This is a genomic window from Kitasatospora sp. NPDC059803 (genome assembly GCF_042732255.1).
GTDB lineage: Bacteria > Actinomycetota > Actinomycetes > Streptomycetales > Streptomycetaceae > Kitasatospora.
This window is the reverse complement of sequence record NZ_JBHWIJ010000033.1, coordinates 20,880-45,399: the sequence shown is the minus strand read 5'-3', so window position 1 is coordinate 45,399 and position 24,520 is coordinate 20,880. Positions and strand designations below refer to the sequence as shown.

Here is a 24,520-nt window from a genome sequence, read left to right as displayed (position 1 = left end):
CCGCCGCACCCTCCCCGGGTGCGGCGGCGTCGTCGCGTTCCCGCCCGCCGCGGCCGACCACACGCCCGCGCAGCGCCGCACGGTGCCCGTTCCGCTCGTGCACGGGCTTCCCCGGGGGCCCCGGCCGGGCCCCGGCGCGTACCGAGGTGGCGACGTTCCGGCCGCGAGCCGGTCACGAACCGATCCGGCGCGCCGCACGGCAGGTACGGTCGGCTCGCCGGGACCGTAGGCGAATTCCACCGGGGGGATCATGCGCCGCACCTGGACCCTGCTCGTGCTCGTGGCCTCGCTCGGGCTGGCCGCCTGCGATCCGCACACCGATCCCGGCCGCACGCTGCCGCCGGACGACCGGCCCGGCTACGCGATCCCCGCACCCAGCCCGCCCCACCCGCCGATGCCCGAGCTGCGCGGCCAGACCGTCCTGGCGGCACGGGCGCTGCTGCCCCTCTGGTACCCGGTCAGCGTGCGGGACGCCGATCCGCGGGGGCGGGTCGTGGTGGTGCAGTGGGAGTGGCAGGTGTGCGGGCAGAGCCCGGCGGCCGGCGAGGTGCTGACCGGGCAGGTGATCGGCCTGACCGCGATGCGCGTCGAGGAACCCTGCCCGTAGCGCAGGCCTGACGGCCCCCAGGCCCTACGGCGTGCCCGGCCGGGGCGGGAGCGGCAGCGGGAGAGCAGGGAGGCCGTCGATGCTGGTGCCGACGTACTGCTTGCCCTCGCAGTAGGTGTTGAACTCCTCCTCGTCCTTGCGGCCGAAGTACTGCGCGTGCAGCTCGCGGTCGGCGCGGTAGTCCATCAGCGGGACGGCGAACCCGCAGGAGTCGCTGACCCGTTCGGCCCGCACCAGCACGATCGCGCGCAGCCCCGAACCGTCGACGGCCGGGTCGAAGCGGCCCAACAGCCCGGCGAAGCGCGGGTCGTCGCGGAACACCGGCTCGCCCCGGCCGTGCACCCGCACCACGGTCGGCGGGCCGTCGAAAGCGCACCACATCAGCGTGATCCGGCCGTTCTCCCGCAGGTGGGCGATCGTCTCGGCGGTGGATCCGCCGAAGTCCAGGTAGGCGAGGGTGAGTTCGTCGATCACCACGAGCGTGCCGGAGCGGCCCTTGGGCGAGACGTTGACGTGCCCGTCGGTCGAGACGGGCGCGGTCGCGACGAAGTAGACGGGCTGCCGTTCGATGAACGCCCGCAGCCTGCCGTTGATGCTCTCATACTGCTTTCCCATGCCCATCAGTGTGCGCGCATCTCGCCTGGCAAGAAAGCATGATCCACTGAACGAGACGGCCGCTCCACCGGGGGCACCCGCAGGACGGCCGAACTCGGCGGCCCCGGTGCGCATTTGTCCAGGACGCCCGCTCCGCTGCGGCACGCGCCCCACCGGCCGCCGATACTGGGAACGTGACGACGGAAGCCCCCGAGACGTCCGCAGCCGCAGCCGACGAGGCCGCAGACACGGCCGCAGACACCGACGCCGGCCTGATCGACGAAGCCGTCCGCGCCCGGCCCGCGCCCGCGCTGCGCCCGTACGTGGCCTGGTACTCCGGATACCGCCAGCGCGGCATCCCGCCCGCCCTGCACCGCGGCCTGCCGTCCCCGTACCTGACGTTCATCCTCACCCTGGACGAGCCGCTGGTGATCGCCGGGCACCCCGACCCGGCGCAGCCGCCCGGCAGCTACCCGACGCTGCTCGGCGGCCTGCACACCGGCCCGGCCCTGATCACCCACGACGGCCGGCAGTCCGGCGTGCAGATCGCCGTACACCCGCTGGCCGCCCGGGCGCTGTTCGGGCTGCCCGCCGGCGAGTTGGCCGGGATCGACCTCCCGGCGGAGGAGGTGCTGGGGCGGCTCGGCCCGCGCCTCCAGGAGCAGTTGCAGTCCGCGCGCACCTGGTCCGAGCGCTTCGCCGTGCTGGACGGGACGCTGCTGCGGGCCGCCCGTCCGTCCGGGCGGGTGCCGCCGGAGGTCGGCTGGGCCTGGCGGGCGCTGCGGCGCAGCAACGGCGCCCTGCCGGTGGCGGCGCTGGCCCGGGAGACCGGCTGGAGCGCCCGGCACCTCCAGGAGCGGTTCCGCCGGGAGACCGGTCTGACGCCGAAGGCCGCCGCCCGGGTGATCCGCTTCGACCGGGCCCGCCATCTGCTGGCCGCCTCGCCGCCGCCCCGGCTCGGCGACCTGGCCGTCCGCTGCGGGTACTTCGACCAGGCGCACCTGGCCCGGGAGTTCCGCGCCCTGGCCGGGGCCGCGCCGAGCGTGTGGCTGGCGGCGGAGGGGCCGGAGGAGGCGAAGTTCCGAAACGTCCAAGGCGGGGCGGCTGCGGCGGCCGCAGAGTGGGAGGCGTAAGCAACCCGAGCCCCCCGGAGGAGACAGCCATGGACGGCACCGCCCCCGCCCCGCAGGTCTGGCCCAGCCTGCGCGCCACCGACGCCCGGGCCCTGATCCGCTTCCTGGTCGACGCCTTCGGCTTCCAGGAGGTCGTCGCCTACGGTGAGGGCGGGTTCGTCGCCCACGCCGAACTGGCCTGGCCGGAGGGCGGCGGCGTGATGCTCGGCTCCGACCGGGAGACGCCCGAGGGCGGCGCACCCTGCCCGAGCCGGCCGGGCGGTTTCACCGCGTACGTGGTCACCGCGGACCCGGACGCCGTGCACGACCGCGCCGTCGCCGCCGGGGCCCGGATCACCACCGCGCTCACCGAGACGGACTACGGCTCGCGCGACTTCGCCGCCGCCGACCCGGAGGGCAACCAGTGGTACTTCGGCACCTACCCGGGCGCGCCCCGGCCCGCCGCCCCCGCGCGGGGCTGAGCGCCCCCGCCGCCGACGCCGGTGGACCGGCTGCGCCCCCGCCGCCGTCCGGGCAGACTGGCTGCGGGGCCACGCACAGGCCCGCCCAGGCTCCGGAGAGCACCCATGCCGCAGCTCACGGTGGACGGGCGCACCCTCGCGCTCTCCCACCTCGACAAGGTGTACTACCCGCGCACCGGCACCCTCAAGGGCGAGGTGCTGCGCTACTACGCCGCCGTGCACGGTGCCCTGCTGCCCCACCTGCGCGACCGCCCGGTCTCCTTCCTGCGCTGCCCGGACGGCGTGGAGGCCGAGGTGTTCATCGCCAAGAACCCGCCGGCCGGCACCCCGCGCTGGGTGCGCACCGTCGAGGTGCCGAGCAGCGGCGGTGGCCTGCGCCAGGTGGTCCTCGACGACGGGGCCGCGCTGCTCTGGGCCGCCAACCTGGGCTGTCTGGAACTGCACGTCCCGCAGTGGCACGCGGCCGCGCCCGGGCTCGCCGACCGCCTCGTCCTGGACCTCGACCCCGGCGCGGGCGCGTCCGTCCTCACCTGCCGCACCGTCGCCGTCCTGCTGCGCGAGCGGCTCGCGGCGGACGGCCTGGCGGCCTGGGTGAAGACCTCCGGCTCCAAGGGCCTGCACCTGCTGGTCCCGATCGAGCCCACCCCCAGCGCCCGGGTCTCGGCGTACGCGAAGGCGCTCGCGGCCGCCCTGGAGGGCGACCGCCCGGAGCTGGTGGTGCACACCATGGCGAAGGCCCGGCGGGCCGGCCGGGTGCTGGTCGACTGGTCGCAGAACAACGCCAGGAAGACCACCGCCGCGCCGTACACCCTCCGGGCCCGGCCGCTGCCGACGGTCTCCACCCCGCTGTCCTGGGCCGAGCTGGAGCGCGCCGGCACGGCGGACGACCTGGTGTTCACCCTCGCCGAGGTGCCGGAGCGCCTCGCCGCCCACGGCGACCTGTTCGCCCCGCTGCTGGACCCGGAGCGGGCCCGACCGCTCCCCGCCGGCCCGGCGACCCGGCAGGAGCAGCCCCGCCAGGAGCAGCCCCGCCAGGTGCTCCACCCGCCCGTCGAGGTGATGCGCCCCGCCGCCGTCACCGACGTCCCGCCCGCCGACGGCCTGGGCGGCGCGGGCGTGCAGTACGAGCTGAAGCTGGACGGCTTCCGCTGCGTCGCCTTCGCCCGAGGCGCCCGCCCGCCCGTCCTGCAGTCCCGCACCGGCCGCGACCTCGCCCCCGAGTTCCCGCCGATCGCCGCCGCCGTCGCCCGGCTGCCCGAAGGGCTGGTGCTGGACGCCGAACTCGTCGCCTGGCGGGCCGGCCGGTTCGCCTTCGGGGAACTGCTGCGCACCCGCCGGGCCCGGGCCGCCGCCCCGGACGTCGTCCTCGGCCTGATCGCCTTCGACCTGCTCGCCCTGCCGGGCCGCGACCTGCGCCGGCTGCCGCTCACCGACCGCCGCCGGCTGCTGCTCGCCGCCCTGGCCGACGTCCCGCCGCCGATCCAGCCGGTCCTGGCCACCACCGACCGGGCGGAGGCGCTGGACTGGATGACCCGCCTCGCCGACACCGGCGTCGAGGGCCTGGTCTGCAAGGCCGCCGGCTCCCCCTACCGCCCGCGCGGCGCCGGCCGCGCCTGGGTCAAGTACCGCCGCAGCGACACCCTCGACGCCACCGTCCGCGCCTTCACCGGTCCGGCCTCCCGTCCGCACGCCCTCGTCCTCGAACTCGACGACGGCCGGGTGCTCCTCAGCACCCCCCGGCTCACCCCGGTCCAGGCCCGCGAGGTCGCCGAGGCCGCCGCTCCCCTCGCCGGCCCGCCCGTCACCGACCCCGAGCACGGCCCGGTCCACCCCCTCACCGGCCCGCTGCGCGCCGAACTGACCCTCACCGGCCGCCCGCCCGCCGCCGCCTTCGTCCGGCTGCGCGGCGACTGACCGCCCCCCTGCGCACCTCGGGCCTCGGCTGACCCGGAACTCCCCGGGGCGGGAAGCGGGTTCACCCCTTCCGGCGCTTCGCCGCGTGGACGAACTCGGTGACCAGGGTGTCGTTGAAGACCGGCAGGTCGGCGGGTCGGCGGCTGGTGACGAGGGGGCCGGGGCCGGCGCGGCAGACGTGCACCTCCTCGTCCACCCAGTGGGCGCCGGCGTTGCGCAGGTCGGTCCGCAGGCTCGGCCAGGAGGTGAGGGTGCGGCCGCGGACGGCGTCGGCCTCGATCAGGGTCCAGGCGGCGTGGCAGATCGCGGCGACCGGGCGGCCGGAGGCGCAGTAGGCGCGGACGAAGACCACCGCGGCCTCGTCCAGCCGCAGCGCGTCGGGGCTCGCGACGCCGCCGGGCAGGACCAGGCCGTCGAAGGCGGACGGCCGCGCCTCGGCGACGAGGACGTCGACGGCGAAGGTGTCGCCCGGGGCTCGATGCCGGACGGCCTGGACGCGGCCGGGCCCGGTGGACAGCAACCGCGGGGTGCCGCCGGACTCGGCCACCGCCTGCCACGGCGAGGTCAGCTCGATCTGCTCCGCCCCGTACGGCGCGACCAGGAAGGCGATCGTCCGGCCGGTGAGCGTGGTGGACGGCCAGCCCATGGCTCAGCGCCGGTGCGGGTCGCAGGCAGAACCCAGATGGACGGCGACGGCCGGGGCGGGGCTGAGCCGGGCGCGCGGGCAGTCCAGGTGGACGGTCAGCTCCAGGTGGTCGATCCGCGACACCAGGGCGACCGGGACGGACAGCCGGGTGCCCGCCACCCAGGGCCCGGCGTCGATCAGCAGGTGGTCCCCGGTGTCCTGTTCGACCCGGCCGAGCGGGCCGTCGGTCGCCTGCACCTCGTACCCGGTCAGGCTCAGGTCGGCGGCGTGGTGGGGGCCCGGACGGTACTCCCACAGGTCGGTGGTCATCATGCCTCCGGTTGGTCCCAGGGGCGGCGTTCGCGGCGCTCGTCCCGGTCGGGGGGTGCGGCCCGGCGTTCGCCCCGGTCCCGGCCCGCAGTCTGGTCCCGGCCCTCGCCCCGGCCCGCGGCCCGGCGGCGCAGCAGCGCCGAGGTGGCGATCGCCGCCGCCACCGAGGCCGCCCACACCACCCCGAGGGCGGTCAGCACCGCGGTGGTCGGGGTCCGCACGCCGATGCTGAGGCAGATCGCGGACATCACCAGAGCGGTCAGCACCACCCCGGCGGACAGGCGGCGCCCGACGCCGCGCAGCACGCGCCGGGCCCGGCTCGGCGGCTTGGCGCCCATCGTGCTCAACTTCCGGTCGAGGCGCGTGTCCTGGCGCAGATCGGACTCGATCTCCTCAAGGAGCCGTCGCTCCCATCCGCTCAACGCGGGTCCGTCCATCTCGGTCACCTCCGACACTTCCGGTGACGTGCTCGCACCCGGGCGGTTGCCCGGTACGGGCAGGCGCTAACCGCTCAGGGGGCCGCCGGTTACGGCGTGTGGTACGGCGCCGGCGGCGGCGCCCACGGGGCCGAAGGCCCGGGGACGGGCCAGCAGGCTGTCGTCCAGGACGCGCAGCAGGGCGTCGGCGTCGCGGTGGACCTCGACCGCGCCCGCCGCCCGCAGCTCGGGGCCGGCGTCCGCACCGGCCGCCAGGGCGACGCACGGCACCCCGGCCCGCCGCGCCGCCAGCACCTCGCGCACGCTGCCGGCCACCGCCACGGCGTGCGACGCCGTGCCGCCGACCAGTTCCAGCGCGGCCCGCACCGGGTCACGCCCGGGGGCGGTCACGGTCAGGGCCGGTGCCCCGCCGGGCCCGGGCCCGGTCAGCACGACCGTCCAGCCCCGGGCGGCGCACTCCCGCAGCAGTTCGGCGGAACCGGCCGGCGCAGGGCGCCAATCGGTACCGAAGAGAGCCGCCGAGATCACCGTCATGGCCGACCGTTTCCCTTCCCGGGCCACGCACCGTACGCGCCCTTCCAGGTTAGGCCGCTCCCCCGCCGTGCGCGCAGCCTGCGGCCCACCGGTTTACCGGCACCGGGAGGACCCGCGCGGCGGCCGGTCGGCGGGCCTGGCTACCCGGCGTCCGGGTCGGTGGCGAGGCGGGCGTGGAGGTGTTCGTCGACGTAGTCGCCGTCGCCGTAGCGGTAGGACGCCCGGGTGGTGCCCTCGTGGCGGAAGCCGCCGCGGACGGCGACGCGGCAGGAGGCCTCGTTGCCGACTCCGTGCCAGAGCTCGATGCGGCGGGCGTCGGCGGTGGCGACGGCCCAGCGGGTGACGGCGGTGGCGGCGCGGGTGGCGATGCCCCGGCCGCGGGCGGTGGGGAGCAGCCAGTAGCCGACCGTGGCGATGCCGTCCGACTGGTTGGTCCAGCCCAGGAAGGCGTTGCCGTGGAGGGTCCCGTCGAGGGCGTCGGTGATCGCGAAGGCGGCCGCGCGCCCCTCGGCCCAGCCGGTGTCGCAGCGGTCGAGGTAGGCCTCGGCGTCGGCCGGGTCGGCGATCCGCAGCGGGTTCCAGCGGGCGATCTCCGGGTCGGCCGCGGCCGCCACCAGGGCGGGGACGGTGCCGCCGGGCAGGTCGAGGGCCCTGCCCCAGGGGCGCAGCGCGAAGTCGCCCAGGTCGAGGGTGGCGGGCCGCAGGACGCGCCGCTCGGCGGAGTTCTCGGTGGTGCTCATCCGGCCTTCCTATCCCGCCCGCTCCGGTGCCCGCCAGCGAATTTCCCCGGCCGGGAATCCGCCCCCGCCGCCCGGTGACGTCCGGTGAGCGGGACGGGGGGCCGCGGGGGCGCCGCGCGGGCGGCGGGGGGCCGGGGGCGGGGGGTCGGCCCCCCACGCCCGCCCGCGACCGGCCGGCCCCCCCCGGCTTCTCCAGGGCGGGGCCCTGTCTGGAACGGTGCCATCGGCAGCGATGTGCGAGCCCCACTACCCATCTGCGGGTAGTGGGGCTCGCGCGACGTGCGTGCGTCAGACCTCGCCGAACTCGCCGGCCTGGACGGCGGCGACGAACGACGACCAGGCGTCGGCGGGGAAGACGAGGGCAGGACCCTCGGGGTCCTTGGAGTCGCGGACGGGCAGTACACCCGGGAAGCCGGGAGCCACCTCGATGCAGTCGCCCCCGTTGTTGCTGTAGCCGGACTTGCGCCACTCGGCGCTGGCCAGGTCAAGGGTGGGGCCGGTCATTCGTGCTCCTTCCGAGCAGTGCGGATCACGGCAAGCGAAGCCATCTTGGAAAACGACTCCACCCGAAGCCGATTGTGGTCGCGGCTCCATGCCTAGACCTTCCTGCATTCCCGCTCCAGGACGCCCGAATCGGCCACCGGAAGTTGCGGGCCGAGCCGAGCCGGACCGTCGCGGTCAACGGCTGCCGGGAGGGCTGCACGGTGCCCGGCCCGCGGACCCCGCAGGACGAGGCAGTCGCAGCCCCGGCGTGACAACCGGTTCCGGGCCGGCCCTACCTCGTGAGGGACTCCATTCCGAGGAGGGCTGCGGTTTTGGTGTACCGGTCCGGGCGAGAGCGTCGTTCAGGGCCAGGCACGAAGGGGTTCCGGCTGGGACTCGCTGAAGAAGCCGCCGCTGGGGCACGGTGCGGGCGAGGCGCTGGCAAGCCAGACCGGGGTCTGCACACCTTCGTCCGGGGTGATGGCGAACGGACGGAACAGCGGGGCGGTCAGCCGCATCAGACCACCGGTGTTGCTGTTCATCGCGGTGCCCTTGGCCATCCCAGGATTGGCGTTGTAGACGCTCATGCCGTCAGGTAGGCGATGTGCGAGTTCTCGCGCGGCCAGGAGGCTGACGAGTTTGCTCGTCGCGTAGACGTTGATCTGGTCGTAGAAGCGCTTGCTCCACGACGTTCCCGCGACATCTGGATCGGTGGCATCGAGCCTGCCGCGCTTTTCCACGAACGAGGACATGTTGATGATCCGCGCTTCGCGCGTGAGCACTCCTTCGGCCAGGAGGGCGTGGGTGAGCAGGAACGGGGCGTGATGGACCCCGTGTAGGTGTCGCCCTCGGGCTGGGGCGGTGCTGCCGAGTGTGTCTGCCTTCGGCTTCCGGCGATTTCGGCACTCCCGCTGCCGTCAACCCGTTTGCGCGGCGTACACCCAGTCGGGTTCACGACGCCTCATTGGCAGTCAGTGAGGGGATCAACTGTGTGAGTATCCAGCGCGGCCGTAAAGGTACGCGCCTCTGACCGGAAACGACGTACGGAAGGACGCAGTGTGGACTCGACAGACCGCCGCACGATCAGGCACCCCCGACCGCCTGGCGTGGACACCCTCCACTACACCACGCGGAGCGGCCTCGACGCCGTCCCCGATCCTCGGCACCGCACCATGATCGCCAGTGTCCTGGCCTCCGGCCTGGTTGACGAGATGATCGCCTTCACCCAAACCTTCGATCCGCCCGTCAACCTCGCGCAGGCCCGCGCCGACGCCGATGTGCTCACCACCGAGTTCGCGGCGTTCGGCGTCACCATCCCCACCGCCACCACCACCAACATCACGTTGATGCGCGCCCTCATGGTGCCCATCGCCGACGACGCGCTCGCCCTCGCCCTCGATCGCATCTGGGTGTTCGTCACCAACACCGATGACGTGTGCTGCCACGATCCCGCAGAGGCCGAAGCCATCCTGCGGGCCGGCATGCTGCCCGAGCAACGCGCATCCTCGCCGAACGCCCGGTACATCCGGCACATGTTCAAAGAGCTCACACAGTTCTGCGATCCGACGTTCCTCGCCGTCTTCAAGACCTTCTTCTACAACGCGATCACCGGCGTCCTCATGGAGGCGGAGTTCACGCCGGAGGCGTCCGACGGGGTCGACAGTGACTTCGTCCGTGTCTTCAACGGCTTCTCCCAGTTCTGGTTCACCTCACTTCAGTTCACCGACCCGTGCTTGAGCGCCCACCACAATCGGGCATTCTGGTCGGCGGCGCTGAGCTCCTGCGTCGCGTTTCTCAACGACATCAACGACGTCCTGTCCTTCTACAAGGAGGCGGTGCACGGCGAGGACTTCCTCGCCAGCCGGATCTACCGCCGCTCGGTGAGCGAGAACATCCCCTACCTCGCCGAATACCGCCGGAGCCTCGACAGTGGCCTGGCTGCCTATCGCCGCGTCCTGGACCTCGCCACTGACGATCAACGCCCGCACCTCGACCGTTACATGACCGCCTTCGCCTACTGGCACTTCCACTGCCGTCGCTACCTCTGGCACGACATCTACCCCGGCCTGACCCCGATCGACATCTGATCCGGTCTACTGGTGAGCTCGCGTATTCAACTGTCGCCAATGTTCCGCCACAAAGGAAAATGAGCCCAACTGTCAGCTTATCGAGCGGCGTCTGATGGCCGACCCCACGACTCTCATCAGCATCTGCGAGAAACTCGCAGGAGTCGAAGCCGCAGAGCTGTATATCGATGAATATGGAGACAGTCTTCCCCGAGTTCTTCTACGGAGCGGCGCCGTCAGCAATGTTCCCGAGATGTGGGGGCAACTGCGCGAGTTTACCGAAGATGAAGGGGTCGACCTGAACGATATCCTCGTCGACCTTGACTTCTCCCTGCTGGACTGGCGAGGTGCTTCGGACCTTTGACGCCACAACGACAACCTGGCCCATGGGAGAAAGCTGCAATTCGCCAGCGGGCTCTCGTAATCAATTGCCGATAGTTCTCCGAGGTCTCCAGCCTTCTGATGCCCGTGTGTGATCCCCTGTGGCGTATCGGCTCCATGTTCCGCCGGTCTCCATGAGGGGTCAGCGCGGGGCGGACGCGGCCCGTGCCGTCGGCACCCCGGACGGCGTGATCCACCTGTCCCGGGGCCGGTGGTCGGTCACCATCGGCTGACCGTGACCGGACGGCCCTGTCCGGTTTCTCCGGGGCGGGGCTCTGTCGGGAGCGGTGTCAGCGGCAGCGATGCGTGAGCCCCACTGCCCGTCGTGGGCAGTGGGGCTCGGACAAGGTGTGCGTCAGGCCTCGCCGAACTCGCCGGTTCGGATCACGGCGATGAACGACGACCAGGCGTCGGCGGGGAAGACGAGGGCAGGACCCTCGGGGTCTTTGGAATCACGGACGGGGGCGAGGTTGGGGACGTCGGTGGCGACCTCCACGCAGTCACCGCCGTTGTCGGAGTACGAGGACTTGATCCAGGAAGCGCCGGACAGGTCTGCGCGGTCACTCATGACTGGAATTCCTTTCGGGCCCGATGGTGAACTGTCAGGTGTAGTAGGGCTACCCCGGCGGTAAGACGAACTGGCGTTGGTGATCAGCGGTCAGCTCGCGTCGAATCCTGCCCTCCACATGGTGCGGAGTTGCGCGTCGACGTCGCCGGCCTGGCGAACACCCGCCTGGTAGGCCGGTTCCCAGGCCGTCAGGTCGCCGGCGTCCGAGCCAAAGGCGCGCACCGAGGCCGGGTCGGGGCCGATGGTCACCACGGCATCCGCCCCCACTGCCGCCAGCTGCTGGTTGAGCGGTTCCCGGGGGAACAGGTGGGCCATCGGCTCGATCACGACCAACGTGCGGGCTCCGGCGGCGAGATCGGCGTTGGGGCCCGCACGCAGGGCGCCGTCCATGTACCGCCGGCCGTCGATGGCGACGGGCGGCGCGGCTCCGGGGAAGGCGCTGCTCGCCGCCACGGCGTGCACCAGCGGTACGCCGCTGTCGCGGTCCCACACCACGGGCTCACCGGTGGTGGCGCAGACGGCGGTGATCAGCAGTCGTCGCTCCGGCCACGCGTCCGCACCGATCAGGGCGGCGCGCCCCGCGATCAGCGCTTCCTCGGCTTGGGGGTCGCCGCCGTCGAGCGCGAGGCGGCCGACGCGGCGCCTCGCCTCGCCGGGTTCCAGGCTGCGGTCGCCGAGTACGGCGAACACCGCGCTCATCCGCTCGGGGTTGGGCTTGACCCGGTGGGCGGCCTGGCGAGCCGAGGAGGCAAGCCGCCCCGGGTCCTGCCCGGTGGCGAGCAGTGCTCCGACGATCGAGCCGGCTGACGTGCCGACGATCAGGTCGGCCTCGCCCAGGTCCACGCCGTTGCGGCGCAATCCGTAGGCCAGTCCGGCTGTCCAGGCCGTGCCGACGTGACTTCCGGGGCCCAGGACGAGTGCTCGGTCGAAGGTGTGCATGTGGTCTCCCCTCGTTATTGAAACAGTCGTACCATATACTCGCTAATGCCGTCTCAACTCCGATGCGCCGAAGGGAGATCCACCGTGGGGCGACCCCCTGACCCCGCCCGTCGCGAGCGCACGCTGGCTCGGGCGACCGACTACGTGCTGGCGCACGGCCTGGCCGGACTGAGCCTGCGGCCACTGGCCGCGGCCCTCGACACCAGCCCACGGATGCTGCTCTACGACTTCGGCAGCAAGCAGGAGTTGGTCGCGGCGGTCCTCGCCGAGGCCCGCCGCCGAGGCGCGGTGCGTCTGGCCGGGCACCCCGCGCCGATGAAGGGCTCCGTGCAGGAGCGGCTGCGTGGCATCTGGGGGTGGATGAGCGCGGACGAACGTGCGCCGTTCGTCCGGCTGTTCTTCGAGGTGCACGCCGACGGCCTGGTCCACCCCGAGAACTACCCCGACCAGGCCGAGGCGATCACGGACTGGTTCGACACTCTCGGTGCCACCTTCCGGGACGTCTCCACCGGCCCTGACGACACCGTCACGCCCACGTTGGTGATGGCCGTTGTCCGGGGTCTGCTGTTCGATCTCACGACCACCGGCGACCGCCGGCGCACCGATCTCGCGCTGGACCGCTTCGCCGAACTCCTGGGGCGGTGAGCGCGCGACAGCGGTGAAAGCGCGAGAGGCGTGACGCGCGAGAGGCGTGACGGACCGGGCTGCGTGCGGTGACGGTGACGGTGACGTCAGCGAGGCCGCGGAAGGCGCACGTGACGGTCCTGCCCCGCGCCGTATCCGGCCGCCGCCATGGCGATGCCGAGGACGACCAGAACGATGAGCGGAAGTGTCCAACTGCCCGTGCTGTCGTGGAGGATGCCGAGGAGGAGCGGGCCGGCCGCCGCCACGAGGTAGCCGATGGACTGCGCCATGCCGGCCAGCGCGGCGGCTTCGCCGGAGCTGCCGGCGCGTTCGCTCTGGAAGGTCAGCGCGAGGACGAGGCACGCGCCGCCGCCCAGTCCGAGCAGGGTGCACGCCACGACGGACAGTGCGGGGGCGGACACCAGCACGCTGAAGCCGCCGGCCACGATGACCGAGGCGACGGCCGCAGTCCACCGCTGGTCGTGACGGCCCCGGGTGAGCAGGGGCAGCAGGCCGCTGGTCGCCAGGGAGATCAGCTGGTAGTAGAAGAGCATCCATCCGGCGGTGGTGCTGCTCGTGCCCTGGTGGATCAGGATGCTGGGCAGCCACGCGACGGCGGTGTAGAAGGCCAGGGACTGCAGGCCCATGAACATGCTGACCTGCCAGGCCAGTCCTGACCGCCAGGGGACCGGACTGCGGGCCGCGCCGCTGGAGGCCCGGGCCCCGTCGCCCCGCATCCGGGGCAGCCAGACGAGGAGCGCCGCGATGGTGAAGGCGATGCCCCAGGCGAGCGCGGTGTGCCAGGAACCCGGCAGGGAGTGGGAGAGCGGGGCGGAGATCCCGGAGGAGACTGCGGCCGTGACGCCCATGACGGTGACGTAGAGCGCGCTGATGCCCTGGATGCGGTGTGCGGGCACGCTGCGCCTGATCATGGCGGGCAGCAGCACATTGCCGAACGCGATGGCGGCGGAGAGGATCACCGTCCCGGCGAACAGGCAGATCACGGAGGGCAGTGACCGGACCACCGTTCCGACGGCCAGCGCGCCGAGGGCCGCCACCAGCAGACGCGCGCTGCCGAACCGGTGGGAGGCCCGGGCCACCAGGGGCGACGTCGCGGCGAACGTCAGCAGGGGGAGGGTGCTCAGCAGCCCGCCCCAGCTCGCTGTCAGGCTGCTGCCCTGCTCGATCGCCGGCAGCAGCGTGCCGACGCCGGTGAGGCTGGTCCGCAGGTTGGCCGCCACGAGGCAGATCGCGAGGACGAGCCCGATCGACACGGCGGGCCGCGTGTTGTCGGTGGCCGCCGGCCCGGAGGCGGAGTGCTGACGGGTCGTCGAGGACAGTTGCGGACTCATTGCTCCTCCGTCGCCGGTGATGCCTGGACCTCGTGGTCGTGGGTGATGCGTTTCATGGAGGCAGCCTATACAAACATCAGACATTTGAACATCAGATATTTCTGGGCCTGAGTGGCCCCCGGTTCCGGCCGCCCGGCACGCGATACGCCGCCGGGGGGGGGCCGGCGGGGGCCCGCGCCCCGCCCCCCGCCGCCCGGGCGCCCGCCGGGGGGGGCCCCGGGGGGCGCCCGCCCCCCGGGCGGGTGCGGAGGTGGGTGCGGAGGAGGAGGGCGGGCCGGCTACAGCAGGTGCTGCGCCCGGAGATCCGCCACGTACTTGGTGATCAGGTCCCGCGAGAGGTGCGGGATGTCGTTCTCCGCGTTGAGGGCGGCGGCCCGGACCGCCGCGCGGAACCGGTCCGCCGGCAGGGCGGATCCGGGCAGCGGCTCCGACGGCGTGGCGAAGGCGTGCAGCAGGGGGAGCAGCGAGTGCTGCCGCTGGTGGTCGGGTAGACCGCGTATGGCGCTCTCGAAGCGGTCGAGCCACTCGTCGTAGTCGTGGATGCGCGTCAGGGGGTGTCCGGCCGCCACCAGCCAGTCGACGAAGGTGTCGAGGGAGATTCCGTCCTCGTGCGGGTTCACGATGTTGAAGGTCCGGTACCCCTCCCGGGTGTCGTCGCCCAGCGCGGCGACGGCCTGCGCGGTGAAGTCCACGGGCAGCGCGTCGTAGTGCCCGCCGACGTCGCCGGGGCCCCGGGCGTAGAAGCTGCCGGGGGCGATGCCGGTCGCCAGCAGGCTCAGCAGGAGGCGGGTGAACACGTCCGGGACGTTCAGCTGCCCCCGGTAACGCGGGTGGGCGAGGATCAGGTTCGAGCGGAACACGGCGACCGGGAGGTCGAACGTGTCGTGCGCCTCGCGCAGCAGCACCTCGCCCGCCCACTTGCTGGCCGCGTAGCCGTTCGCGTAGCCGCTGCCGAGGTCGCGCGTCCCGCTGGCCGTGCGGATGTCCGCGTCCTCGTCGGCCGCGGCCGTGGAGTCGAAGACGACGGCGACCGTCGACAGGTAGGTGAACTGTTTGGCCCTGGAGGTGACCGCGAGCCTGATCAGTTCGGCCGTGCCCAGCACGTTGGGGCCGAACAGCTGGTCGTAGGGCAGGACGTGGTTGACGAGCGCCGCCGGGTGGACGATCAGGTCCACGGTGTCGGCCAGCCGCTGCCAGGTCTCCCGGTCGAGCCCGAGGTCGCTCTCCCCGACGTCGCCGGCGACCACCTCCAGGTGCGCGGCGGCCAGGCCGTGGTAGCGCCGGAGGAGCTCCGGGTCGCCGCTGTCGAAGGCCGCGTCGAGCCGGGCCCGGGCCGACTCGTCGGTGGCGCCGCGGACCACGCAGACCAGTGTGCCGCCGCGCTGCGCGACGCGCTCCAGCCATTCGAGGCACAGGAAGCGGCCCAGGTAGCCGTTGGCGCCGGTCAGCAGGACGGTCCGGGCCTCGGGCAGCGGGCCCGTCGGCCGGCCGGTCCGCGTCGGGGTCCCCGGGTCGAGGAACGCGTCCAGCGTCAGGTCGCCCGCCGCGAGCCGCGTCGCGCCCGGTCCGTGGACCTGGTCGGCGGTCGGGCGCCGGTCGCCCGACGCGAGGGCGTTCTCGATGTGGTCGGCCACCCGCTGGAGCGTGTTGACCGGGTTGATGACGACGTCGACGGGGACGTCGACGCGGTAGACCTCCTTGAGCAGTTGGGAGAACGACAGTGCGGAGAGGCTGTCACCGCCGAGTTCGAGGAAGCGCGTCCCGGGGTGGACGTCGTCCTGCCGGTTTCCGAGTAGCGCGCGGGCGGCCAGGCACACGGTCTCCGGTACGGGCCGGGACGGGCCGACCTGGCGCAGGGCCCGGAGTTCGTCGCTCTCGCGCTCGGTCAGCTCGGCGTACAGGGCTTCGAGGCGCTCGCCGTAGCGCCTCGCCAGCGCGGGGCGCAGCAGCTTGCGCACCCCGGAGAGCAACCCGTTCTGCTGGCTGAACGGCTCGGTCTCGATGAGGAAGTCCCGTGGGATCTCGTACGAGTTGAGGCCCGCCTCGGTGCCGAGGCGGTGCAGGGACTCGCGCAGGAGCGACCTGAGGCGCGGGCCGTCCCCGGCGGCGAGGTCGAGCGCCTCCTGGGTGGGCACGATGACCGCGAGCAGATAGGCGCGGGCGCTGTTGCCGTACACGAAGACCTGCTGGACGAGCGGACTGCCGGTGAAGAGGGCCTCCAGCCGGGAGGTGGCCACGAACTCGCCCTGCGACAGTTTGAGGACGTTGGAACGGCGGTCGACGTACACGAACTCGTCGGGGCCGGTGAGGGCCACGATGTCGCCCGTGCGGTAGAAGCCGTCCTCGTCGAAGACCTGGGCGGTGGCGTCCGGCCGCTGGAAGTAGCCGGGAACGAGGCGATCCGACTTGACCAGCAGCTCGCCCCTGGGGTGCGGGGAATCGGTGCGGAAGTACCCCAGCTCGGGCACGTCCGCCAGCCGGTGGTCGGTCACCGGCGGGCGCAGCACCCGGCCGTCGAGCGAGACCAGTCCGGCTTCCGTCGACCCGTAGCCGTTGAACACCTTGATCCGCAGGCAGCTCTCCAGGAACGCCGCCAGCTCCGCGCTCATCGGGGCCGAGCCGTAGGTGGCCCACAGGAGGCGGCCGCCCAGGGTCTTCTCCCGCAGCTCCTCCTTCGCGCGGTCCGCCTGCCCGGCGGTGTCGCCCCCCGCCTCGCTCCGCTCGTTGCGGCGGGCCGACTCGCTCCGGTAGCGCTCGAAGAGCATGTCGCAGATGCGGGGCACCAGGATGAACTCGGTGGGCCGGACCAGGGAGAGGTCCACGAAGAGGGTCGACAGGTCGCTCGACGCCACGAAGTGGGCGGTGCCCCCCTTGGCGAGCGTGCCGAACAGCACGCCCCGTCCCATCATGTGGCTCAGGGGCAGGTAGTTGAGCACGATGGACGGCTGCGGCCCCTGGCCGGGCACGAAGTCGATCCAGAAGTGCTTGACGAGACGCTCGGTGTACACGGCGCCCTTGGGGGTGCCGGTGCTCCCCGAGGTGTAGATCAGCGCGCTGAGCGTGTCGGCCGTCGAGCCCTCGGGGACCCGGGGGAGCGGTGGCAGGCTCCTGCCCCGCTCGACGATCGACGCCAGCGCGTCCAGGGTGACACCGCGGCCCTGCGCCGCGAGCCGTCCGCGGGCGGAGTCCAGCGCCTCCTGGTGGTCGGTGACCTCCGGGCGGTGGCCGAGCACGACGATCCTGCCCAGTGACGGGGTGTCCGCCGCGATCCGGAGCGCGACGTCCAGGTGTGCCACGTCCACCGCCAGCAGGCGTGGTCCGGTCTGAGCGACGACGGGGGCCAGGTGTTCCGCCGAGGCGCCGGCCTGGAGGGGGACGCTCACCGCGCCGGAGCGGACGCAGGCCAGATCGAGCACGGCGTACTCGGGGCTGGTGGAGCCGAGGACGGCGACGAAGTCGCCCGGGCCCACGGCGTGGTCGGGGTGGTGGCGCCACTCCGAGGCCACCGCGCCGACGCGTTCCCACAGTTCGCCGTAGGTGACGGTGTCGAACCGGTCCAGGAGGCGCAGGGTGGTGCGGCCGGTGTCCGGGTCGGTCACCGGCTCGGTGGCGCGCTCGCCCAGGGCGGGGCGGTCCGCGTACCCCTCCATCACCGTGGCCACGAGGTCGGCGAGCGGTAGGCCCGGCCGCCGGATCGCCTCGCTGACGGCCTCCAGGGGTGCGGCGGCACGGAACTGCGGATCCGTCGCGTACAGGTGGGCGGTGCGTCGGGCGGTGCGTGCGTCGAGGTCGTCGGCCGGGGGCGGTAAGACGGGCATGGGTGTTCTCCTCTACGGCCTCGAAGGCCTGGGCAAGGGGCGGGCGGTCTTCATTCTTCGGTGGAGGCCGGTTCGGTGGAAGTGAGTGGTGCCTGGACCCCGTGGTCGTGGGTGAGCCGGACGATCGCCGCCGCCGCGGTGCGGGCGCCGCTCTCGTCCTGGGCCTCGATCGCGTCGACGAGTCGCCGGTGCAGGTCGGCGTGCTCCTCGGCGGCGGTGGCGTCCCAGGGCAGGCCTCCCAGGGCGGAGGTGAGGGCCGTGCCGAGGTAGTCGTAGACCTCGATCAGGAGGTCGTTCCCGCTCGCCCGGACGACGGCCCGGTGGAACAGCGCGTCGACACTCATGGCCGCGGACCTGTCCTCGCCGGCGCAGGCCGCGTCGGCGTCGGCCAGCAGCTCCCTCAGCTGGTGCAGCTGGTCCTCGCTGCGCCGCAGGGCGGCGGCCCCCGAGGCGTACTCCTCGAGGACGGTGCGCAGTTCGAGGACGTTGTCCCGCCGCGCGGAACTCGCCCGCCGCACCATGACCGACTGGAGCTCACTCGACGCGCGGACGTAGGTGCCGTCCCCGGCCCGGGGTTCCAGCAGGCCGAGGTGCACGAGCGCGCCGATCGCCTCGCGCAGCGTGCTGCGTCCGACCCCGAGCTCCTCGACGAGGACCTGCTCCGGCGGGATCCGCGTCCCCACCGGCCAGCCGCCCGCCTCGATGTGCGAGCGGAGGCTGTCCACGAGCTGCGCGGACAGGCTCGCCGTTCTGCGCGGTGTGCTGATGCGTGTCATGGAGGCAGCCTATACAAACATCAGACATTTGAACATCGCATGCTTCTGCGTCTGGGCCGCCCCGGTTCCAACCGCCCGGCCCGCGATACGCCACCGGCGGGAACGGCCGTGGCCGTTCCCGCCGGTGACAGGGGAGTCGGGCGTGCCTACGCGTCGACCTTCTCCGGCTGCTCCGGCTTCTCCGGAGCGGGTGCCTCGGACACGGCAGCCGCGCTGGTCGGGCTGTCCAGGCCCCGCAGCAGCCGCCAGGCCATCGCGGCGGCGCCGATCAGCAGGACGGCGGCCAGCAGGCCGGCGCTGTTCATGCCGTGTGTGAAGGACTCCCGGGCGCTCGCGAGAAGCGGCTCCGCGACGCCCTGCGGCAGTGCGTGCGCCGTCTCGACCGCCGCGCCCAGCGACTCGCCGGCCCGCGCCGCGGCCGCCGGGTCCGTCCCGGCCGGGACGACGAGCCCGCCGGCGTAGATCGAACCGACCACCGAGCCGACCAGCGCGATGCCGAGCGCGGTGCCCAGCTCGTACGCGGTCTCCGAGACCGCCGAGGCGGCGCCGGCCTTGTCGGCGGGCGAGGCGCTCAGCACCAGGTCGGCGCCGAGCGTGTAGACCACGCCCTCGGCCGTTCCGACCAGCAGGAAGGAGGCGGCCAGTAGCAGGTAGGTGGTGTCCTGCTGGAGCCAGCCGAGCACGCCCACGCCGAGGCCCATGGCCAGCAGGCAGCCGGTCAGCGCCGCCCGGGCGCCGGTGCGGCGCACCAGCCGGGCCGTCAGCAGACCGCCGACGACGGCGCCGACGAAGGCCGGCAGCTCGGCCAGGCCGGCCCGCAGCGGCTCGTAGCCGCGGACCAGCTGGAGGTACTGCGAGGTCACGAAGACCACTCCGGACAGGCCGATCAGGGCGATCAGCGAGGCCAGCACGGCGGCGGTGAACCGCCGGTCGCGGAACAGCCGCACGTCCAGCAGCGGGGTCTCCAGCCGCAGCTGGCGGCGGACGAAGGCGGTCAGCGCGGTGACGCCCAGCACGAAGGCGACCGGGACGTCCCAGCGCGCCACGCCGTGCGCGGCGGCCTCCTTGATCGCGTAGACCGTGCCGATCACCCCGGCCATCGACAGGGCGACGCTCAGCACGTCCCAGCGGCCCGGCTTCGGGTCCTTGGACTCCGGCAGCAGCCAGGCGCCGAGCACCAGCAGCAGGAGCAGGATCGGGATGTTCATGAGGAACACCGAACCCCACCAGAAGTGCTCCAGCAGCACCCCGCCGACCACCGGCCCGAGCGCGGCGCCGGCGGTGGCGGCCGCGCCCCAGATGCCGATCGCGGTGGCCCGCTCCCGGTCGTCCGGGAAGAGGCCGCGGATCAGCGACAGGGTCGAGGGCATGATCGTCGCGCCGGCGACGCCGAGCAGCGCGCGGGCCAGGATCAGCCAGCCGGCGCTGGGTGCGTAGGCGGCGAGCAGCGAGGCCGCGCCGAAGGCGGCCGAGCCGATCAGCAGCAGCTTCTTGCGGCCGATCCGGTCGCTGAGCGAGCCCATGCTGACCAGCAGGCCGGCCAGGACGAAGGAGTAGGAGTCGCCGATCCAGAGCAGCTGGGTGCCGCTGGGCTCCAGCGTCTCGCTGATGGAGGGGATGGCGAGAGAGAGGACGGTCGCGTCGAGGGCGACCACGGTGACGGCCAGGACGAGGACGGCGAGGCCGGTCCAGCGCTGGCGGGGGCTGGCAAGGACGGTACTGCTCATGGGGTATCGGTTTCCGGTGTGCGGGCCGAAGGTGCTGTGGGCGGGGGAGTGGCGGCGTCGGGCCGGCGCAGCGCGCCGCCGAGGAACAGCTCGGCGAGCGAGAAGGCGGCGTCGCGCGGGGCGAGGCGGCCGTCCTGGATGGCCCAGCCGACGCCGGCCACCAGGTCGAAGAAGGCCTCGCTCAGCCAGGCGGCGCTCAGCTCGATGCGGAACGTGCCCTGCTGTTGGCCGCGCAGGAAGAGCGCGTGCAGTCGAACGATCTGGAGCTCCCAGAGGTCGTTGATGCTGTCGTCGTCGTAGAGCTGGTTCTCGCCGGCCAGGAAGGCGCAGAGCGTGGCGTCCGGGACGGCGGCGTCGACCAGGCGGCGCAGCGCGGCCTCGGCGTCGCCGTCCTCGACGGTGGCGCTGTCCAGGGCGGCGGCGAACCGGCGCAGGCCGAGCAGGCCGACCTCGCGGATCAGGGCCTCGCGCCCGGGGAAGAGCCGGTGCAGGGTGGCGCGGCTGATCCCGGCGGCGCGCGCGATCTCGTCCAGGTGGGCGGTCGGGCGGCGGGAGAGCACGCCGACAGCGGCTTCCAGGACGGTGTCGCGATCGGTGGCCATGAATCGAGTGTAGGCCACATGAGACATGGATGTCTCAAAATTATGGCTGTCGTCTCGGATGAGGCGTTGACTGCCACGGTCGGGGCGGCAAAAAACCGGGGACGGCGGGTGCCGTCCCCGGTCGGGGTGCCGCTGTCGTGCGGCCGGTTCAGCTCGGTTGGTTCAGTTCGGTCGGTTCGGCCCGGTCGGGCCGTGCGCCGCCCGGATCAGCTCTGGTTGTAGAACCCGGTCTCGTCGAGCGGGCGGTCGATCACCATGACCTCGACGTCGGCCGGGGTGAGCAGGAACACCCGGCGGGCGATCCGCTCGATGCCGCCCTGGGTGCCGAAGATCAGCCCGGAGGCGAAGTCCACCATCCGCTTGGCCTCGGCTTCGTTCATCTCGGTGAGGTCCATGACCACCGGGATGCTCGCCCGGATGTGCTCGCCCACCGTGCGGGCCGCCTCGAAACCGGTCGGCCGCAGGGAGACGATCTTCGCGGGCGCGGGGACGGCCGGCATCGTCTCCTGATCGACCCACTCGTCCTCGTACACCGCGGCCGGGTAGTTCCCGGAGGGCATCAGCCACCCGTTGTGGTGCTCGTCGCGAAGTGCTCCCATGCCGCGCCTCCCTGCCTCGTCCCGTCCTGGTCCCCCGGGGCCGCGTGCCCTTTTTGACACGTCATCCACTCGTCGGAACTGTCCGAGTATCGCACTGTTCACCGGTCCCGTGCCCGCTCGCGGCCCCCGTACGAGTCGTGCCGCGACGGAAACCCGGGCGAACCCGGGCAACATCAGCGACGCGGCGGTGAGCCGTACGGTTGCGCGCGTAGACCATATCGGTCGGGGTCACCGCGCAATTGACCATCTGTCAACAATGAGGAAACGATTTCACTCGCCGGTGGTGCCGTCCACCAGTTCGCGCAGAAGATCGGCGTGGCCGTTGTGCCGCGCGTACTCCTCGACCATGTGCACCAGGATCCAGCGCAGCGTCACCTCCTCGCCGCGGCGCAGCCGCTTGCCGACGGTGTCCAGCGACAGGCCGGCGCTCGCGCGGCGGGCGGCCTCGACCTCGGCGCGCCAGGTGGCGAAGTCGGCCGCGACGTCGGCGGTGTCGACGTTGTTGAAGTCGCCGTCCTCGTCGGCCGCGGTCCAGTAGTGGTTCTCGGTGTACTCGTCGCCGCGAAGGATGGCCTGGAACCAGTACTGCTCCACCTCGGCCATGTGCCGGACGAGGCCGAGCAGCGAGAGGGCGGACGGCGGGGCGGAGCGCAGCCGCAGCTGGTCGTCGGTCAGGCCCTCGCACTTGAGCGCGAGGGTGCTGCGGTGGTAGTCGAGCCAGGCGGTGAGCATGGCGGTCTCGTCGGCCGCCATCGGCGGGTCCACCCGCGGGGAGAGTTCGGTCATGCGGGACATCCTGGTGCCCACCGACCGGCGGGCGCGAGCGAATTGTCGAGCGCCCCCCGAGTGCCTCGGAATCTCGGCCGGTCAGGGGGCGTGGCGGTCAGGCGCTCAGGTGCTCAGGCGGCCGGTGCGCGGCGGCGGGCGGCCACGGCCCGCCACAGTCCGACCACGCTGCCCAGCACGAGCAGCGCGATCACCCCGGCCGACACCAGGAAGGCCGCCGAGCCCGGCTCGCCCGCGCTGGCCGCCGCCGTCACGTACACCGCCGTGGTCGGCACCACGCCGATCGCGGTGGCGAACAGGAAGGGCGCGAAGCGGACCCCGGAGAAGGCCGCGCCGTAGTTGGCCGCCTGGAACGGCATGCCCGGCAGCAGCCGCAGCACCAGCACGCTGCGGAAGCCCTGCTCGGTGAAGCGCCGGTCCAGCGTGCCGAGCACCCGCCCGCGCAGGTACGGCCGCAGCGCCTCGCGCCCGAGGCCCCGGCCGAGTCCGAAGGCCATGGCCGCGCCCAGCGTGGTGCCGAGCACCGACAGCAGCACGCCCTGCTGGATGCCCAGCAGCAGCCCGGCGGCGGCGTTCAGCGCGGGCCGGGGGACGAAGGCGAGCGTGCCGACCGCGTACACGGTGGCGAACAGCGGCGCGAACCAGTACCCGGGCATCCGGTCGGCGAGGCCGCCGTTCAGCAGCGCCGTCGGGCTCCACAGCAGCAGCGATCCGGCCGCGGCGCCGAGCAGCACCACCAGCAGCGCGAACCGCCACCACGGCGAACGCGGCGCGGGGCCGGACGGCGGCTGCTCGACGGCGGGCGGGGTTGTTGCGGGCGCAGGCGGCGCGGGTGCGGGCACCGGCCGAGCCTAACCGGTGCCCGGTTGCGGGCGTCGAGGGCGGTCGCGGTCAGCTGTACGGGGGCTTCTCCGGGTTGTAGTGCCAGAACTGGTTGTCGCCGCTGTGGAACTCCCACTGGATCACCGGGGTGCCGTCGGTCAGGGCGCCGCCCGAGACGTCCAGGACGAGGCCGCTGTAGCCGTTCACGATCCGGCGGGGCGTGCCGGGGTGGCTGGCCGGGGGGTCGCTCCAGCTCTGGTTGGCGCCGCCGTCGCAGGTCCACTGGTCGGCCTGGGTGCCCCAGGTGGTGCTGAAGGCCGGGATGTCCAGGCACTTGCCGCTGTTCAGGTTCACCCAGCCGCGGGCGCTCTGGGTCCACTGCTGGTTGGCGCCGCCGGTGCAGGTCCAGATCCGGACCGGGGCGCCGTCGTCGGTGCGCCAGTCGGCGACCTCCAGGCACAGGTCGTCCGGGCCCGCGTACATGCCGGTGCGGATCTCGGCGGGCCCGAAGTCGGCGGCGGCCGTGGGGGTGGCCGCGGGGGTGGGCGGGGCGGTGAGCGCCACCGCGGCGGTGGCGAGGGCGGCCGTGGCGGCGGCGAGCCGCGCACGACGGGACAGCCGGGAAATGCGGGACAGGAGGGACAGGCGGGACATCAGAGCGTCCTCCGGGGGGTCGCGGATGCGGAGCGGTCGGCGAGGAATCCCAGCAGACGTCGCCAGGAGTCCTGGGCCGCGTCCGAATATTCGACGGCGGAGAGCTCGAAGAAGTTGTGCGGCGCGCCCGGGTAGGTGACGAACTCGTGCGGGTTGCCGGCGGCGGTCAGGGCCGCGTCGAAGGCGTCGACGGTGGCGGGCGGGATGTGCTCGTCCGCGCCGCCCCAGAAGGCGAGGATCGGCGCGCTGAGGCCGGCCGCGAGCTGAGTGGGCCCCGGGGAACCGTTGATCGCGTCGGGGTATCCGTAGAAGCCGACCGCGCCGGCCAGCCCGAACCGGGGTGCGGCGGCGCGGAAGGCCTGCCGGCCGCCGAAGCAGAAGCCGAGCGCGACCACCTCGGCCGGCCCGCTCGCGCGCAGCCGGGTGAGGCCGGCGGCCAGGTCGGCGTCCAGGCCTTCGGGGGTGAGGGCGAGCAGGTGGCGGAGCAGGCCGGGCAGGTCGCCGAATTCCTCCGGGCGGCTTTCCGGATCGGCTCCGGCGGTGCGGCCGTAATAGTCGACGACGAGCGCGGGGTGGCCCTGTTCGGCGAGCCGGGCGGCGGTCTGCCGGTAGAAGCCGGAAAGGCCCTTGTTGTCCGGCAGGACGAGGACGCCGACCCCGGTGGCCACCTCGGGGCGGGCCAGGAAGGCGGCGAACTCGGTGCCGTCCGCCGAGGTCAGGGTGAGCGCCGCCGCCTCGGCCAGGGGCCAGAGCGCGGGGGTGACGGCGGGCGGGGCGGCGTCGGGGTCGTAGCACACGGGGTCCACCTCACGGATCGCGAAACCCGGGGGGGGGGGGCGCGGCCCCCGGGGGGGGGGGGTTGGGGCGGATTTACCCCCCGCAAACAAAAGAAAAAAAAGACGGAGAGAGTTTTTTTATTGGTGTGGGGGGCGGGTGGGGGGCGAAATA

The 24,520-nt window shown here is 73.2% G+C and carries 27 protein-coding genes and 1 pseudogene; 8 read left to right on the top strand and 20 right to left on the bottom strand.

The features are described 5' to 3' along the window. The first annotated feature begins 250 nt into the window (after positions 1–250). Positions 251–607 carry a hypothetical protein gene (locus ACFV6I_RS08475; protein WP_363377459.1) on the top strand — a complete coding sequence of 119 codons (357 nt, stop codon included), beginning with the start codon at positions 251–253 and terminating at the stop codon, positions 605–607. Between the two features lie 24 nt (positions 608–631). Here the strand turns inward: ACFV6I_RS08475 and ACFV6I_RS08470 are convergent, their stop codons facing one another. Next, positions 632–1,222, bottom strand: a complete 591-nt coding sequence (locus ACFV6I_RS08470; RefSeq protein ID WP_380377034.1) for a pyridoxamine 5'-phosphate oxidase family protein — start codon at positions 1,220–1,222, stop codon at positions 632–634. Positions 1,223–1,395: 173 nt separating this feature from the next. On the opposite strand from ACFV6I_RS08470, the gene ACFV6I_RS08465 reads away from it, so the two are divergent. The 4 genes and pseudogenes from ACFV6I_RS08465 to ACFV6I_RS08450 all read left to right on the top strand — a co-directional run bounded on the left by ACFV6I_RS08465 (position 1,396) and on the right by ACFV6I_RS08450 (position 4,709). After that, positions 1,396–2,334, top strand: a complete 939-nt coding sequence (locus ACFV6I_RS08465) for a helix-turn-helix domain-containing protein (RefSeq protein WP_380423974.1) — start codon at positions 1,396–1,398, stop codon at positions 2,332–2,334. 29 nt (positions 2,335–2,363) lie between these two features. After that, the gene (locus ACFV6I_RS08460; protein ID WP_380423973.1) at positions 2,364–2,795 is read left to right on the top strand and encodes a VOC family protein; all 432 of its coding nucleotides are present in this window, start codon (positions 2,364–2,366) and stop codon (positions 2,793–2,795) included. Between the two features lie 105 nt (positions 2,796–2,900). Beyond that, positions 2,901–3,779 (top strand): annotated as a pseudogene (gene ligD, locus ACFV6I_RS08455) (non-homologous end-joining DNA ligase); the annotation flags it as partial. A 75-nt stretch (positions 3,780–3,854) separates the two neighbouring features. Then, positions 3,855–4,709, top strand: coding sequence for a DNA ligase (locus ACFV6I_RS08450; protein WP_380423975.1), 855 nt, complete (start codon positions 3,855–3,857; stop codon positions 4,707–4,709). A 61-nt stretch (positions 4,710–4,770) separates the two neighbouring features. Here the strand turns inward: ACFV6I_RS08450 and ACFV6I_RS08445 are convergent, their stop codons facing one another. The 7 genes from ACFV6I_RS08445 to ACFV6I_RS08415 form a co-directional block, all read right to left on the bottom strand. Beyond that, positions 4,771–5,355, bottom strand: a complete 585-nt coding sequence (locus ACFV6I_RS08445) for a type 1 glutamine amidotransferase domain-containing protein (RefSeq protein ID WP_380423972.1) — start codon at positions 5,353–5,355, stop codon at positions 4,771–4,773. Between the two features lie 3 nt (positions 5,356–5,358). Further along, positions 5,359–5,667, bottom strand: a complete 309-nt coding sequence (locus ACFV6I_RS08440; protein WP_380423971.1) for a PRC-barrel domain containing protein — start codon at positions 5,665–5,667, stop codon at positions 5,359–5,361. After that, positions 5,664–6,101, bottom strand: a complete 438-nt coding sequence (locus ACFV6I_RS08435) for a hypothetical protein (RefSeq protein WP_380423970.1) — start codon at positions 6,099–6,101, stop codon at positions 5,664–5,666. Before ACFV6I_RS08435 ends, ACFV6I_RS08440 begins: the two co-directional genes overlap by 4 nt. A 66-nt stretch (positions 6,102–6,167) precedes the next feature. After that, positions 6,168–6,635 carry an HAD family hydrolase gene (locus ACFV6I_RS08430; protein ID WP_380423969.1) on the bottom strand — a complete coding sequence of 156 codons (468 nt, stop codon included), beginning with the start codon at positions 6,633–6,635 and terminating at the stop codon, positions 6,168–6,170. A 140-nt stretch (positions 6,636–6,775) separates the two neighbouring features. Beyond that, positions 6,776–7,375 carry a GNAT family N-acetyltransferase gene (locus tag ACFV6I_RS08425; protein ID WP_063350606.1) on the bottom strand — a complete coding sequence of 200 codons (600 nt, stop codon included), beginning with the start codon at positions 7,373–7,375 and terminating at the stop codon, positions 6,776–6,778. A gap of 288 nt (positions 7,376–7,663) precedes the next feature. Beyond that, positions 7,664–7,879 carry a DUF397 domain-containing protein gene (locus tag ACFV6I_RS08420; RefSeq protein ID WP_380423968.1) on the bottom strand — a complete coding sequence of 72 codons (216 nt, stop codon included), beginning with the start codon at positions 7,877–7,879 and terminating at the stop codon, positions 7,664–7,666. A 341-nt stretch (positions 7,880–8,220) separates the two neighbouring features. Continuing rightward, on the bottom strand, positions 8,221–8,640 hold the full coding sequence (locus ACFV6I_RS08415) for a hypothetical protein (protein WP_380423967.1): 420 nt from the start codon (positions 8,638–8,640) through the stop codon (positions 8,221–8,223). Positions 8,641–8,916: 276 nt separating this feature from the next. Between ACFV6I_RS08415 and ACFV6I_RS08410 the strand changes: the two genes are divergently transcribed. Both ACFV6I_RS08410 and ACFV6I_RS08405 read left to right on the top strand, forming a co-directional pair. Continuing rightward, on the top strand, positions 8,917–9,945 hold the full coding sequence (locus tag ACFV6I_RS08410; protein WP_380423966.1) for a hypothetical protein: 1,029 nt from the start codon (positions 8,917–8,919) through the stop codon (positions 9,943–9,945). Between the two features lie 94 nt (positions 9,946–10,039). After that, positions 10,040–10,288: a hypothetical protein gene (locus tag ACFV6I_RS08405; RefSeq protein ID WP_380423965.1), complete on the top strand. Its 249-nt coding sequence runs from the start codon at positions 10,040–10,042 to the stop codon at positions 10,286–10,288. A gap of 372 nt (positions 10,289–10,660) precedes the next feature. Here the strand turns inward: ACFV6I_RS08405 and ACFV6I_RS08400 are convergent, their stop codons facing one another. Both ACFV6I_RS08400 and ACFV6I_RS08395 read right to left on the bottom strand, forming a co-directional pair. Beyond that, on the bottom strand, positions 10,661–10,873 hold the full coding sequence (locus ACFV6I_RS08400; RefSeq protein WP_380423964.1) for a DUF397 domain-containing protein: 213 nt from the start codon (positions 10,871–10,873) through the stop codon (positions 10,661–10,663). Positions 10,874–10,963: 90 nt separating this feature from the next. Next, positions 10,964–11,812 (bottom strand): patatin-like phospholipase family protein, encoded by an 849-nt coding sequence (locus ACFV6I_RS08395; RefSeq protein ID WP_380423963.1) that lies wholly within the window; start codon positions 11,810–11,812, stop codon positions 10,964–10,966. An 84-nt stretch (positions 11,813–11,896) separates the two neighbouring features. Here ACFV6I_RS08395 and ACFV6I_RS08390 point away from each other — a divergent pair, with 84 nt between their 5' ends. Continuing rightward, positions 11,897–12,457, top strand: a complete 561-nt coding sequence (locus ACFV6I_RS08390) for a TetR/AcrR family transcriptional regulator (RefSeq protein ID WP_063346201.1) — start codon at positions 11,897–11,899, stop codon at positions 12,455–12,457. Positions 12,458–12,543: 86 nt separating this feature from the next. Here ACFV6I_RS08390 and ACFV6I_RS08385 read toward each other — a convergent pair whose 3' ends face one another. The 10 genes from ACFV6I_RS08385 to ACFV6I_RS08340 form a co-directional block, all read right to left on the bottom strand. After that, on the bottom strand, positions 12,544–13,788 hold the full coding sequence (locus tag ACFV6I_RS08385; RefSeq protein WP_380423962.1) for a CynX/NimT family MFS transporter: 1,245 nt from the start codon (positions 13,786–13,788) through the stop codon (positions 12,544–12,546). Between the two features lie 278 nt (positions 13,789–14,066). Further along, positions 14,067–17,606, bottom strand: a complete 3,540-nt coding sequence (car, locus tag ACFV6I_RS08380) for a carboxylic acid reductase (RefSeq protein ID WP_380423961.1) — start codon at positions 17,604–17,606, stop codon at positions 14,067–14,069. A gap of 50 nt (positions 17,607–17,656) precedes the next feature. Beyond that, complete coding sequence (locus ACFV6I_RS08375) at positions 17,657–18,382, bottom strand: FadR/GntR family transcriptional regulator (protein ID WP_380423960.1); 726 nt, start codon at positions 18,380–18,382, stop codon at positions 17,657–17,659. A gap of 146 nt (positions 18,383–18,528) precedes the next feature. Continuing rightward, complete coding sequence (locus tag ACFV6I_RS08370) at positions 18,529–20,109, bottom strand: MFS transporter (RefSeq protein ID WP_380423959.1); 1,581 nt, start codon at positions 20,107–20,109, stop codon at positions 18,529–18,531. Then, positions 20,106–20,711, bottom strand: a complete 606-nt coding sequence (locus tag ACFV6I_RS08365; protein ID WP_380423958.1) for a TetR/AcrR family transcriptional regulator — start codon at positions 20,709–20,711, stop codon at positions 20,106–20,108. Before ACFV6I_RS08365 ends, ACFV6I_RS08370 begins: the two co-directional genes overlap by 4 nt. A gap of 206 nt (positions 20,712–20,917) precedes the next feature. Further along, complete coding sequence (locus ACFV6I_RS08360; RefSeq protein ID WP_063346197.1) at positions 20,918–21,310, bottom strand: cell division protein SepF; 393 nt, start codon at positions 21,308–21,310, stop codon at positions 20,918–20,920. Positions 21,311–21,580: 270 nt separating this feature from the next. Continuing rightward, entirely contained in the window at positions 21,581–22,096 is a 516-nt protein-coding gene (locus ACFV6I_RS08355) for a DinB family protein (RefSeq protein ID WP_063346196.1), read from the bottom strand. A gap of 113 nt (positions 22,097–22,209) precedes the next feature. Continuing rightward, positions 22,210–22,938, bottom strand: coding sequence for a TVP38/TMEM64 family protein (locus ACFV6I_RS08350; protein WP_079135361.1), 729 nt, complete (start codon positions 22,936–22,938; stop codon positions 22,210–22,212). Positions 22,939–22,987: 49 nt separating this feature from the next. Further along, on the bottom strand, positions 22,988–23,572 hold the full coding sequence (locus ACFV6I_RS08345; protein ID WP_380423957.1) for an RICIN domain-containing protein: 585 nt from the start codon (positions 23,570–23,572) through the stop codon (positions 22,988–22,990). After that, positions 23,572–24,369 carry a dienelactone hydrolase family protein gene (locus tag ACFV6I_RS08340; protein WP_380423956.1) on the bottom strand — a complete coding sequence of 266 codons (798 nt, stop codon included), beginning with the start codon at positions 24,367–24,369 and terminating at the stop codon, positions 23,572–23,574. Before ACFV6I_RS08340 ends, ACFV6I_RS08345 begins: the two co-directional genes overlap by 1 nt. Positions 24,370–24,520: the final 151 nt, after the last annotated feature.

Excerpts from the sequence above, each read along its gene's own strand:
- ACFV6I_RS08435 (WP_380423970.1), bottom strand. The coding sequence starts at position 6,101 with ATGGACGGACCCGCGTTGAGCGGATGGGAGCGACGGCTCCTTGAGGAG.
- ACFV6I_RS08440 (WP_380423971.1), bottom strand. The coding sequence starts at position 5,667 with ATGATGACCACCGACCTGTGGGAGTACCGTCCGGGCCCCCACCACGCC.
- ACFV6I_RS08405 (WP_380423965.1), top strand. The coding sequence starts at position 10,040 with ATGGCCGACCCCACGACTCTCATCAGCATCTGCGAGAAACTCGCAGGA.
- ACFV6I_RS08345 (WP_380423957.1), bottom strand. The coding sequence starts at position 23,572 with ATGTCCCGCCTGTCCCTCCTGTCCCGCATTTCCCGGCTGTCCCGTCGT.
- ACFV6I_RS08385 (WP_380423962.1), bottom strand. The coding sequence starts at position 13,788 with ATGAGTCCGCAACTGTCCTCGACGACCCGTCAGCACTCCGCCTCCGGG.
- car (WP_380423961.1), bottom strand. The coding sequence starts at position 17,606 with ATGCCCGTCTTACCGCCCCCGGCCGACGACCTCGACGCACGCACCGCC.
- ACFV6I_RS08430 (WP_380423969.1), bottom strand. The coding sequence starts at position 6,635 with ATGACGGTGATCTCGGCGGCTCTCTTCGGTACCGATTGGCGCCCTGCG.
- ACFV6I_RS08475 (WP_363377459.1), top strand. The coding sequence starts at position 251 with ATGCGCCGCACCTGGACCCTGCTCGTGCTCGTGGCCTCGCTCGGGCTG.
- ACFV6I_RS08400 (WP_380423964.1), bottom strand. The coding sequence starts at position 10,873 with ATGAGTGACCGCGCAGACCTGTCCGGCGCTTCCTGGATCAAGTCCTCG.
- ACFV6I_RS08460 (WP_380423973.1), top strand. The coding sequence starts at position 2,364 with ATGGACGGCACCGCCCCCGCCCCGCAGGTCTGGCCCAGCCTGCGCGCC.
- ACFV6I_RS08370 (WP_380423959.1), bottom strand. The coding sequence starts at position 20,109 with ATGAGCAGTACCGTCCTTGCCAGCCCCCGCCAGCGCTGGACCGGCCTC.
- ACFV6I_RS08360 (WP_063346197.1), bottom strand. The coding sequence starts at position 21,310 with ATGGGAGCACTTCGCGACGAGCACCACAACGGGTGGCTGATGCCCTCC.
- ACFV6I_RS08420 (WP_380423968.1), bottom strand. The coding sequence starts at position 7,879 with ATGACCGGCCCCACCCTTGACCTGGCCAGCGCCGAGTGGCGCAAGTCC.
- ACFV6I_RS08365 (WP_380423958.1), bottom strand. The coding sequence starts at position 20,711 with ATGGCCACCGATCGCGACACCGTCCTGGAAGCCGCTGTCGGCGTGCTC.
- ACFV6I_RS08375 (WP_380423960.1), bottom strand. The coding sequence starts at position 18,382 with ATGACACGCATCAGCACACCGCGCAGAACGGCGAGCCTGTCCGCGCAG.
- ACFV6I_RS08450 (WP_380423975.1), top strand. The coding sequence starts at position 3,855 with ATGCGCCCCGCCGCCGTCACCGACGTCCCGCCCGCCGACGGCCTGGGC.
- ACFV6I_RS08470 (WP_380377034.1), bottom strand. The coding sequence starts at position 1,222 with ATGGGAAAGCAGTATGAGAGCATCAACGGCAGGCTGCGGGCGTTCATC.
- ACFV6I_RS08355 (WP_063346196.1), bottom strand. The coding sequence starts at position 22,096 with ATGACCGAACTCTCCCCGCGGGTGGACCCGCCGATGGCGGCCGACGAG.
- ACFV6I_RS08395 (WP_380423963.1), bottom strand. The coding sequence starts at position 11,812 with ATGCACACCTTCGACCGAGCACTCGTCCTGGGCCCCGGAAGTCACGTC.
- ACFV6I_RS08445 (WP_380423972.1), bottom strand. The coding sequence starts at position 5,355 with ATGGGCTGGCCGTCCACCACGCTCACCGGCCGGACGATCGCCTTCCTG.
- ACFV6I_RS08425 (WP_063350606.1), bottom strand. The coding sequence starts at position 7,375 with ATGAGCACCACCGAGAACTCCGCCGAGCGGCGCGTCCTGCGGCCCGCC.